General features: G+C 44.6%; 8 protein-coding genes. 6 read left to right on the top strand and 2 right to left on the bottom strand.

From position 1 onward, the window contains the following. Positions 1–1470: trypsin-like peptidase domain-containing protein (locus DSBG_RS13100; protein ID WP_141694311.1), on the top strand; the 1470-nt coding region annotated here is incomplete at its 5' end. 147 nt (positions 1471–1617) lie between these two features. Here DSBG_RS13100 and speE read toward each other — a convergent pair. Both speE and DSBG_RS13090 read right to left on the bottom strand, forming a co-directional pair. Further along, complete coding sequence (speE, locus tag DSBG_RS13095; protein WP_068964765.1) at positions 1618–2472, bottom strand: polyamine aminopropyltransferase; 855 nt, start codon at positions 2470–2472, stop codon at positions 1618–1620. A gap of 3 nt (positions 2473–2475) precedes the next feature. Then, positions 2476–3927 (bottom strand): aminotransferase class I/II-fold pyridoxal phosphate-dependent enzyme, encoded by a 1452-nt coding sequence (locus tag DSBG_RS13090; protein ID WP_068964764.1) that lies wholly within the window; start codon positions 3925–3927, stop codon positions 2476–2478. Between the two features lie 325 nt (positions 3928–4252). Between DSBG_RS13090 and DSBG_RS13085 the strand changes: the two genes are divergently transcribed. From DSBG_RS13085 to DSBG_RS13065, 5 genes are all read left to right on the top strand, one after another. Continuing rightward, on the top strand, positions 4253–6202 hold the full coding sequence (locus DSBG_RS13085) for a molybdopterin-dependent oxidoreductase (RefSeq protein WP_068964763.1): 1950 nt from the start codon (positions 4253–4255) through the stop codon (positions 6200–6202). Positions 6203–6233: 31 nt separating this feature from the next. Continuing rightward, positions 6234–7208, top strand: a complete 975-nt coding sequence (locus DSBG_RS13080; RefSeq protein WP_083236855.1) for an alpha/beta hydrolase — start codon at positions 6234–6236, stop codon at positions 7206–7208. A 210-nt stretch (positions 7209–7418) separates the two neighbouring features. Next, a complete protein-coding gene (locus DSBG_RS13075) occupies positions 7419–8591 on the top strand; it encodes a DUF362 domain-containing protein (RefSeq protein WP_068964762.1) in 1173 nt (390 codons plus the stop codon). Positions 8592–9010: 419 nt separating this feature from the next. After that, a complete protein-coding gene (locus DSBG_RS13070) occupies positions 9011–10180 on the top strand; it encodes an ABC transporter substrate-binding protein (protein WP_068964761.1) in 1170 nt (389 codons plus the stop codon). 59 nt (positions 10181–10239) lie between these two features. Continuing rightward, positions 10240–11118: a branched-chain amino acid ABC transporter permease gene (locus DSBG_RS13065; RefSeq protein ID WP_068964769.1), complete on the top strand. Its 879-nt coding sequence runs from the start codon at positions 10240–10242 to the stop codon at positions 11116–11118.

Raw genomic sequence — 11118 nt, 5'->3', positions numbered from 1 at the left:
AATGTGAAGAAAACCTATGTAATTGGTGATTCCAGCACTATTGAGGATAGTGTCGCGAAGCAGTTTACTAATCCCGAACGGATTGTCGGGGCAGACAAATATGAATTGAATACAGTTATAAACAAGGAATTTGACGATAATTTCAATTCTGATAGCCTATGTCTAGCAACAGGTGAAGGTTTTGCTGATGCCTTAACTGGTGCGGCCTATGCGGCAAAAATAAGCGCCCCCATTCTTCTTGTAAATAGCGTCTCACCGACGAATACAAAGGATTATTATCAACAACGTTTGCCTAATACGAAGAATATTTATGTATTCGGGGGAACAGGAGTCGTCTCAGATCGTTTAATCCAAGGACTAAGTGATTTAACACAAGATAATTATCCCTGTTCAAATAAAATTTTAAGCGGACGAGAAATAGCTAAATTACTTAAACCTTCGATTGTTTATATTGAGATATTTGATAGGGAGGGAAATGATTTAGGAGCTGCAAGTGGAGTAATAGCGACCAAGGACGGTAAAATTTTTACGAATTATCATGTTATTGATGGAGTGTCCAGTGCGAAGGCAACCCTAGCGGATGGTAGGGTATTAGATGTGACAAATATTTCTGGCTATAATCCTAAATATGATGCCGTTGTTTTAAAAGTAAATGCGCATGATTTACAACCTGCAAAATTTAATTTCTCAAGTTCTGCCCAGATAGGAGATAAAATTTATACTTTAGGAAACCCACTCGGACTTGAAGATACAATTTCCGATGGGTTAATTAGTACTATTAACAGAGTAATCAATGGCATGACATTCATTCAAATTTCTGCGCCAATATCTCCGGGCAGTAGTGGGGGAGCTCTAATTAATGAACAGGGTGAAGTCATTGGAATAACTGCGGCTGGCCTAGCTGATGGTCAAAACTTAAATTTTGCTATTCCCTATGAAGATTTTAATGTGATAAAAGACCAAAATTTGAATATGTCTTTAGGTTCAACTCCCAACCAACACCCGATCCCTACGTCATCACTCGCCAAGCCTGTCGACTTGAACGTTTCCCAAACACTGGAGGTAAATGGATTTGACTCTAATTATTCTGCTGAAGTTACCGTGGAGCAAGTTATCAGGGGAGCTCAAGCACTAACAATGGTAAAAAATGCCAACGAATCAAATACTCTTCCAAAGTCGGGATATGAATATTTATTGGCTAAAATTAATTTCAAATTATTAGATATAGGTGGCGGAAAATCTTTATACGTGTTTGGAGAATCTGATTTTAATTTAGTTTCGCAAAATGGTTTGGTATATAACCAAACGGGAGAGGTTGAACCAGATCCTCAATTGGATGCAAGACTCTATAAAGGGGCATCTAATGAAGGTTGGGTGGTATTCTTAGTTAAACCCGATGATACGAAACCAAAGATTTCGTATGGAGTTAATTATGATGGGACCGGTGGAATTTGGTTTAAAGCCTATTAAATTTCTTTTCCTGACTCTTTTGGCAATCGAACGAGAATTTACTTAGAAGGACTAGTTCGGTTCGGGCAGTGCTTTTAGGAGCGAGACGATACAAGGCCGCCTGTATGTGCTCAGGCGGCCTTGTCATGTTTAGCTTTGCAGAACAACTCACTCATCTGCGCTCACTAAAAGCTCATTTACGTAGTTGGGCAAGGCAAAGCACCCTTTATGAATTTCAGTGTTGTAATACTTGGTTTTCAGTCCCAGATTGTTCCACGCTTTTTCGTCTATGTCGGTCAATGGATCGTACGTTTTTGAAGCGAAACCAAACAGCCAGTGACCCGACGGATAGGTAGGAATGTGAGCCTGATAAACCCTGCAAACCGGGAAGCATTCCCTGATTCGTTTGTGAGCTCTTTGCATTGACTTGGCATATTCCGCATAATAGGGACTTTCGTGTTGATTGACGAGGATACCGTCTTCCTTCAATGCTTTAAAGCAATTACCGTAAAACTCCCGTGTAAACAATCCCTCTCCTGGTCCGAAGGGGTCGGTGGAATCGACAACGATTAGATCATAGGCGTTCTCCTTGGAACGGACAAACTTCAGCCCATCCTCAAAATATAACTGGACTCTTGGGTCATCGAGCTTGCAGGCGGTTTGTGGCAAATATTCTCGGCACACATCCACAACCATTTTATCAATTTCCACCATGTCAATGTGTTCAATGGAGTTGTAGCGAGTTAGCTCTCTTACTGTTCCGCCGTCCCCAGCACCAATCACCAAGACATTTTTGATTTTGGGATTGGTGGCCATGGGTACGTGAACAATCATGTCATGGTAGATAAACTCGTCCTTTTCAGTGACCATCATTAAACCGTCTAGCGTAAAGAAAATACCGAATTCCTTCGAGTTAAACACATCAATTCTTTGGAATTCGCTCTGACCCGAATAAAGCGGCTTATCCACCTTAATAGAAAAACGAACATTATCCGTATGTTGTTCTGTATACCATAATTCCATTGTTTATTCCTCCACAATTTTGATGTTTTTAACGGACATATCCTCTGTGCCTGTCAGGAAGCATCCTTTGGCCTTTGAATAGGTAATATAATCGATAATTTCTTCGGTTATCCGTTCGCCTGGTGCCAAAATAGGAATGCCAGGTGGGTAAGACATGACAAATTCTCCACAAACATAGCCGGTACTTTCAGTGATGGCGACGGAATGCTGATTGGAATAGAAGGCTTGCTGAGGCGTCATCACCACATCAGGATTAATGTACTCATGATCAAGCATGCCCGCTTTATCCTTCATATAAAGTCTTTTTATTTCAGACAGGGAAGACACAAGCCGTTCCAAGGCCAGTTCGCGGTCTCCAACAGAGATGATAGCCAGGATATTGCCTATATCACCCAACTCAATCTGAATTCCGTAATCATCTCGGAGGATGTCATAAACCTCAATTCCTGCCAATCCGATTTCTCTCGTATAGACAGAAAGCTTGGTGTGGTCAAAATCGAACACAGAATCTCCATTAATTAGTTCTGTGGAAAAAGCGTAGTATCCGCCAATTTTATTGATTTCTTCACGTGCATAATGAGCAAGAGCAGATACTTTTTTGAAGATGTTTTTGCCGTCCAGAGCCAGGTTGCGTCTGGAAATATCCAGAGAAGACAAGAGTAAATAGGAGCCACTGGTAGTCTGGGTTAGGTTAATTGTTTGTCGCACATGACCTGTGCTGAGACGGTTACTAATGAGCAAAAATGAACTCTGGGTCAGCGATCCGCCTGTTTTATGCATACTGACCGCCGCCATATCGGCTCCTGCCGCCATTGCACTAACGGGCAGATTCTCACCGAAGTAAAAGTGAGTACCATGTGCCTCGTCTACAAGGACATACATATTATGGCGATGGGCAAGCTCGGTAATGGACCTTAAATCGGAACAAATACCATAGTACGTAGGATTATTAATGAAAATTGCTTTGGCATCCGGATTCTTCTCGATGGCTTTCTTGACCTCACTGACTGACATGCCTAAAGGTATTCCCAACCGTTTATTAACGCCGGGATTAACATAAACTGGAATTGTTCCACTGATAATTAAGGCGTTAATGGCACTCCGGTGGACATTGCGTGGCATAATAATTTTGTCCCCTTGTTTGCACACGCTCATAATCATTGCCTGGACAGCTGCTGTAGTACCGTTGACCATGAAAAACGCATGTTGGGCACCGAAAGCATCCGCAGCTAGCTCCTCGGCCTCCTTGATTACGGAGACGGGATGGACCAGATTATCAAGTGGCTTCATGGAATTAACATCCACTGAAAGGCACTTTTCCCCCAAAAATTCTGTGAGCTGGGGGTTTCCTCTGCCTTGCTTATGTCCTGGCACGTCAAACGGTACTACCCGGATGGATTTATATTTTTGCAGTGCTTCGTAAATGGGTGCCTTACCTTGCCAAAGTGAATGCATAAAAACCACCACCTTTCATAGTTAGCTGATAATCATGCTACTGAATAGTTTAATCATCATTTCGAAAAAATTATTCGTCATAGCAAGACTACGGCATTATAGTTCAAAATTAATTCATACGGTTTTTAATGTATCAGAAACAGACCAAGGAGTCTATACCCAGTTTTGTCACACCCAAGTAATCTACTTGGGGAGAGGCTGGAAACATGATAAACTTATACTACCAATTTAAGCATTTTTGACTGTAGTTCAATTAATTTGCCCTTTCATTATCAAGAATGGATGCTTGATGCCTAAATAAACTGAGACAGGGGATGGTAGTCGAATGGCACGAGAAGTGGTTACTACCTGTACCAGAGATTGTCCGAACACCTGCGGTTTGATTGCCCAGGTGGACCAGGGACAGGTTGTGTTGCTGGGGGGAAATCCGCGTCATCCCCTAAGTCGAGGCGTTGCTTGCCATAAGGCCAAAGAATTTGTGCGGCGGGCCTATAGTTCAGAACGGATCTTGACGCCACTGCGCCATAACCGTAAAACCGGAGTCTGGCAAAGGATCACCTGGGACAGTGCGCTGAATGAAATTGCCGGGCGCATGAATGAGGTCAAGGACCAGTACGGCGCGGAAGCTATTCTATATTACCGGGGTTTTGCTCAGCGTACGGCCTTGCGTCTTTTGAACGAACGGTTTTTTAATTTGTTGGGTGGAGTAACTGGTACTTACGGAACTTTGTGCGGCGGTACAGGTCAAGCTTCGCAAAACCTAGACTTCGGTTGCCGCATCTCTCATGATCCCTTGGACTATGAGCACAGCAATTCACTAGTTCTTTGGGGGCGAAATCCGGTAGCCACCAATCCGTATCTTCTGCCAGTAATTGCTAGGATCCGACGTCAGGGCGGTTCAGTCATCTTAATTGATCCTGTGGCGTCGGAAAGCAAGCGAATATGTGATGTGCATATTCAGCCTGCACCCGGCAAAGACGCTTTCTTGGCAATGGCAGCAGCAAAGCAAATTTTAGCACTGGGCCGAGAGGACCGTGAGTTTATCGAGTCCCATAGCCAGGGATTTTGTCATTTTCAACGGATCTTGGATTCGTTCACCCTCCAAGAATTGGCTCAGGCTTGTGATGTTCCAGTGCAGCAGATCGAGTTGCTAGCGGATGTCCTGCTGGAGCAGAAGCCGACAGGGATATTACTTGGCTGGGGATTGCACCGTTGGGAATACGCGCATCATATGATTCGGAGCATCGATGCTTTAGGGGCGCTCGCCGGCTTGATCGGAGTGAAAGGTGGCGGAGTTAGTCAGGGGTTCGAGGAGTATGCGCCGTACGATCTGGACTGGGTCGGAGACAGTCTCCATCCGAACCGGAGGAAGCTGTTGATGCCGCTCATTGGGGAAGAAATCTTGAAAGCTCAGGCTCCACCGATCCAAATGATTTTCGTTACAGCTGGTAATCCGTTATGTATGGCCCCCAATTCCGGAAAAGTGGCGGCCGCCTTTGCCCAGGTGCCTTTTGTTGTAGTAGCCGGGCATTTTCTGGACGATACGGCTGAGCAGGCTGACATCTTCTTGCCGAGCACCACTTTTTTGGAAGAGCAGGACATCGTGGCCAGCTATGGACACAACTATGTGGGACCGGTTAATCAGGCTATCCCTCCACAAGGGGAAAGTTGGTCCGATTTTGAACTGTTTCAGAATCTGGCCGCGTATTTTCCCTTCGGACCGGATTTTAAGCGCAGCATTGAAGAATGGCTTACCCTGTTGGCGGCGCCCTTGCTAAGGCAAGGTGTCACATTAGAGGAGCTATGGGCAGGTCCGGTGAGGTTGCCTGAGGCCCCAATGGTACCCTACAGTGATCGAAAATTTGCAACTCCTTCAGGCAGGTTTCAATTTATGACAGAATTTAATCGGCCGAGTTGCCTAGAGGGCAAAGAAAGTTATCCCTATCAATTAATGTCCGTTTCGTCTTATGAGTGGTTGTGCTCAGAAATGACCCCTGCCGATCAGGATGAATTGACTGTGATTCGGATCCACCCTAAGGAGGCAGCTAAGCTGAACCTGGCGGATGGAGAGACTGTTCGGGTAATCAGTAATGTGGGAGCAACAAAGGCTCGCCTCAAGCTGGACAGCGAGCAAAGGCAGGATACAATTATTTTTCCCCGTGGTCGTTGGCTTAAGTCCGGCAGCAGTGCCAATCTTCTGACCCGTGATATTGTCAGCAAAGTGGGAAACGGGGCGTCATATTACGAGACCAAAGTTAGAATCGAACCAATTTGAGTATTATTCTACCGTGGAAGAAGGTATCTTGATGGACAATTTAGGTGCGGAGCTTCGGGACGGAAATACTAGCCCAATAATAATTGAAACGAAGAAACCGTGGAGAAAGCGACTGTTTTTAGGATTCATTGGGTTTGTGAGTATAGCGGTGCTGGGGTGTATTGGAATTTCAGGCTTTGTAGGTTGGCTTCTCACTCATCCTATTCGAGAACCAGTAGTTAGTAAGCCGAGTGAATTTGGCTTAACCTATCAAGATGTCATATTTACCAGTCGTGAAGATAACATAAAATTGTCTGGATGGTATATCCCTGCTCAAAATGCAAAAGCTGTTGTGATCCAGGCTCATGGTTATGCGGGAAGTAGGACAAAGGAGAAACCGTCCTTCCCTGTGACGCAAGCGCTTGTCCAACAAGGAATTAGTGTTTTGATGTTTGATTTCCGTGCCTCAGGTGAATCGGAAGGTTCGTTAGTCTCTGTCGGGGATTTTGAGCAACGCGACCTTCAGGGAGCAATTGATTATGTTAAAAGACTGGGATATCAGAACGTAGGCATTATCGGCTATTCTATGGGAGCTTCTACGGCGGCGGTGGTAGCAGCTAATGAGGTTGAAATTAAATCGGTTGTCCTCGATAGCCCGTTTGCCGACCTTAAAGAATACTTGCAAGTCAATATGCCAACCTGGACGAAGTTACCTAATGTTCCTTTTACCCCGCTGATTCTCCGCGAAATCCCAGTCTTGACAGGGATCATACCAGAAAATGTGAGTCCCCTTCATGAAATTAATAAATTAGGAAAGAGGCCGATTCTTTTTATTGCTGGTGATGCTGATGACACGATCCCAATGGAAAATTCAAAAGAACTTTGGGAAAAAGTCAACAACCCAAACGATGAGTATTGGGTCGTGCCTGGGGCAAAACACGTAGGAGCTTACAGTGTTTTGCCAGATCAATATCTCGAAAAGGTTACGATGTTTTTTGTAAAGAGTTTACAAGTCCATCGTGCGTGAGCTTCAGGGGGCAAGAGTCTCTTCGGACACTGGAATCGGTTGGTCAGATTATAGGAAGATTAGGTGCGCCCTTGGAAAGTTGCAAGGCCAAGCTTAAATGGTATAATTGGTTAAATGTAGAAAGATGAATTCTGACTTAATCAGCATTAAGGTATAATTAATTTCTACCCTTGAAAGGAAGTGAAGATCCTGGTTTCACCAGGAGAAACTATGGCTAAATCAATAGTTTATTTTGCCAGTGCTCGTGCCAAGTTTTTTGATTATGATTACGGCTTTCTCGGCAAGTTTGAGGAAATTCTCAACCGAGTAAATCTAAAGAACTACATAACAAAGGGAGACTACGTACCGATAAAAATGCACCTGGGCTCACAGGGGGCCTACAGAGTTGTACGGCCAGCATTTATTAGGAAATTAGTGGACTCTCTAAAGAATGCTGGAGGAGACCCGTTTGTAACAGATACCGTGCGTATTCCTGGCCTTGAGTATCTCCGGGTAGCAAGCGCTAATGGGATTAACGAACTTTCGACAGGAGCTCCAGTAATTATGGCTGATGGGGTCTTCGGAAGTGACTCCGTGATGATGCCGAGCGGTCCGATTCTTGGGGAAATCGGGATTGCTTCCGCTATACATGACGCCCCGGCGATGATCGTTTTATCCCATTGTAAAGGTCATATTGCCAGCGGTTACGGAGGAGCCGTGAAAAATCTTGGGATGGGCGGAATTGCCTTCAAGGATCGAAATGGGGTTCATCAGCGGGGAAGGATGCATTTTCTCCAAAATGCGGAACTAAACTGGACTTCAGAAAAATGCAGTCACTGTTTGCAATGCGTGGGTGCCTGTCCTCATGAGAGCATTTCCTTTGATCAGGACGAAATGTTGGTGATCGACCAGCAAAAATGTGCCCGCTGTGGCCGTTGTGCTAGAGTATGTACTGAAGGTGCTTTGGTGTTGCCTCTTAACATTGAACTCTTTCAAAAAGTTCTGGCAGAGGCAGCGGCAACCGTCCTGAATACCTTTAACAAAGGCAAGGTTCTTTACATTAACTTTGTGACGGAAGTCCAGCCGGAATGTGACTGCATGCCTATGGCCGATGCCCCTTTGATTCCCGACATTGGGGTATTGGTTTCAGATGATATCGTAGCTATAGAAAAAGCTACGCTGGATTTGATTAATCAAGCTCAGGTTATCCGTGACTCGAAAGCGGGAGAGAAGGAACTGACGTCAGCAGAGCATCTGTTTCTGAAGATCCATGGTAAAGATCCCTATCTGCAGGTGCAGGCAATGGCTGATTTTGGCCTGGGTTCCGAAGATTATGAAATCGTCGAAGTGCTTTGCAAGCCGAAGGCAGATGGCAGCACAGCCCCACGTTCCTTTGGACACTAAAGGTTAACGGGATTTGCGTTAGTGAACTCGTTCAGCTAAAGCTGAAAATCGGGGCTTCAGATACGAAAGCCTCCAGTGGAGGGTTTCGCCGTAGCCGCTGATCCCAAAAGGAACACTTCGCGGCGAAGGATGGACTCTACCCCACCTGAAGTTTACGAAGGTCCCACCCCCACTTATAGAAGTAGGGGTCTTAAAGGCTGGATAAAGCAAGGAGTCTCCCCAACGTGGGTAGGCTCTTTGCTTTATTATTGAGAACACCTCATGATCTAGAACAGGTAGCTTTTCGAATTGAAATTATTGAACAGTCTTAACAAAATGCTAATGTAACAAGAAATAATCTAGAGGAGAAGTTTGTAAAAAATCTAAATATTAACAATAATAATGTCCAAATATAAATTTAGAGGGAGGATTTTACATTTATGAAAAAAACCATCGGGAAACGCTTAACGGGTATTGGGGCCATCTGTTTGGCGGCAATGCTTGTTGTCGCAGGGTGTGGCTCTTCGGGTACGACAGCTGGGGCGGCAGCAGGAGGAGATAAAGTCGTAAAAATCGGCTTCTTCGGTCCACTTTCTGGAGACGCTGCTACAGACGGAGTCCATGCCAAAAATGGAGCAGAACTAGCGGTTGACCAAATCAATGCTCAAGGTGGAGTTAAAGGTGTCAAATTGCAGCTGGTGGCTGAAGATGATCAGGCTTCAAGTAAAGATGCTCTGAATGCTGTGCAGAAACTGATTGAACAAGAAAAAGTCTCGGCTTTAGTCAGCGGTTCTTATAGCGGACCAACAAAAACGGTGAATCCAATTGTGCAAAAGAGTAAAGTTCCGATGGTGGTATCTTATGCTGTTCACCCGGATATCACGAAAGGCGGCGACTATATTTACAGAGCCATCTATACGGCTGATGTGCAAGGGGATGCCATGGCTGAATATGCTCAGAGTGAATTGGGCTTAAAGAGATTCGCGGTACTGTATCAAGACAACGATTACGGCGTTAGTATCCAGCAAGCATTTTCAGCTAAAGTCAAAGAATTAGGGGGCAGTGTTCCGGTAAGCCGCGCTTTCAAATCCGGAGATAAAGACTTCAACCCACTTCTTACCGCTATTAAGGGTGCAGGGGTTGATGCCATCTATGTGGCAGGATACTATAATGAGGCAGCTCAAATTTGTCAACAAGCAAAGCAACTAGGTGTCAACGTTCCGGTTCTCGGTTCCGATGGCTTTGATTCACCCAAATTAATAGAACTCGGCGGAGCATCCACGGAAGGCGTTACCTTCACGACGCCTTTTAATCGCGATGAACCTCGAGATGTTGTCAAGAACTTTGTTAAAACCTACAAAGAGAAATTCAAAGAAGATCCAGATATGACAGCAGCCCAAACGTATGATTCCGTTGAATTAATTGCCCAAGCAATGAAGACAGGTTCCGATAAGGAATCGATTGCCAAAGGTTTATCTCAAACGAAAGATTTCGAAGGGGTAACAGGTAATATCTCTTTCAATGCTCAACATGAAGCGGTCAAACCGGTCATTTTCGTCAAAGTGGATCAAGGGAAATTTGTTTTTGTAAAATCGATTTCCACGAAGTAAATAAGTTTAGAGAGGGGGAGGGCAACCTCCCCTTTTAACCCGAAAGGCGGATGGCGCAAATGTTTTGGCAACAAATTTTGAATGGACTTACCCTGGGCAGTGCTTACATTTTAATTGCCTTAGGGTTAACGATGGTTTATGGAATTCTGAACTTACTGCATTTTGCTCATGGTACTGTTTATATGGTTGGAGCCTTCAGTTCGATGGTCTCTATTATCTATCTAAAGTTGCCTTACCCTCTCGCGTTTTTGCTGGCAATGGTGTTGGCGGGGTTGGTTGGAATATTAATCGAAAGAATAGCCTATCGTCCTTTGCGCAATGCCCACCCGATCAACATACTTATCAGCGGAATAGGAATAACGATTATCTTAGAAAATCTATTTCGCTTGTTTTTCGGTGCTCAAACGAGACCTTTCCCTAACGTAAACCTAAGTTCGAAAACCTATGGATTGGGCAATGGTCTATCCATTACTAATTTTCAGATATACATACTGGTCACAGCCGTTGTTTTAGTATGTTTATTACAAATTTTAATTAAGCGCACGAAAGTTGGGACAGCATTAGTCGCTACCTCCCAAGATATGAAAGCGGCTAAGCTGATGGGGATCGATATCAACCGTATGGTGGCTTTAACCTTCTTTTTAGGTTCAGCTTTGGCCGCTGCGGCGGGAACTCTCGTGGCCTTGTATTTTAATGCAATTTATCCCACGATGGGATCGATGCCGGGTCTTAAGGCTTTCTCAGTGGTTGTTCTTGGCGGCTTAGGCAGTATTCCGGGAACGATTATCGGCGGTTTGTTTTTAGGAGTTATAGAATCTCTGGGTGCAGGTTATGTACAGACTGTTATCGATGCGAATGCCATCGCCTTTGTGATTTTGATTTTGGTTTTACTTATTAAACCTACCGGGCTCTTTGGCAAGAAGATTGAGAAAGTGTAG

The sequence above is a fragment of the Desulfosporosinus cupriresistens genome, assembly GCF_001707885.1.
Taxonomy (GTDB): domain Bacteria; phylum Bacillota; class Desulfitobacteriia; order Desulfitobacteriales; family Desulfitobacteriaceae; genus Desulfosporosinus.
Note: the sequence above shows the minus strand (reverse complement) of the source record. Positions and strands in the feature narration are given on the sequence as shown.

Excerpts from the sequence above, each read along its gene's own strand:
- DSBG_RS13085 (WP_068964763.1), top strand. The coding sequence starts at position 4,253 with ATGGCACGAGAAGTGGTTACTACCTGTACCAGAGATTGTCCGAACACC.
- DSBG_RS13080 (WP_083236855.1), top strand. The coding sequence starts at position 6,234 with ATGGACAATTTAGGTGCGGAGCTTCGGGACGGAAATACTAGCCCAATA.
- DSBG_RS13090 (WP_068964764.1), bottom strand. The coding sequence starts at position 3,927 with ATGCATTCACTTTGGCAAGGTAAGGCACCCATTTACGAAGCACTGCAA.
- DSBG_RS13070 (WP_068964761.1), top strand. The coding sequence starts at position 9,011 with ATGAAAAAAACCATCGGGAAACGCTTAACGGGTATTGGGGCCATCTGT.
- speE (WP_068964765.1), bottom strand. The coding sequence starts at position 2,472 with ATGGAATTATGGTATACAGAACAACATACGGATAATGTTCGTTTTTCT.
- DSBG_RS13065 (WP_068964769.1), top strand. The coding sequence starts at position 10,240 with ATGTTTTGGCAACAAATTTTGAATGGACTTACCCTGGGCAGTGCTTAC.
- DSBG_RS13075 (WP_068964762.1), top strand. The coding sequence starts at position 7,419 with ATGGCTAAATCAATAGTTTATTTTGCCAGTGCTCGTGCCAAGTTTTTT.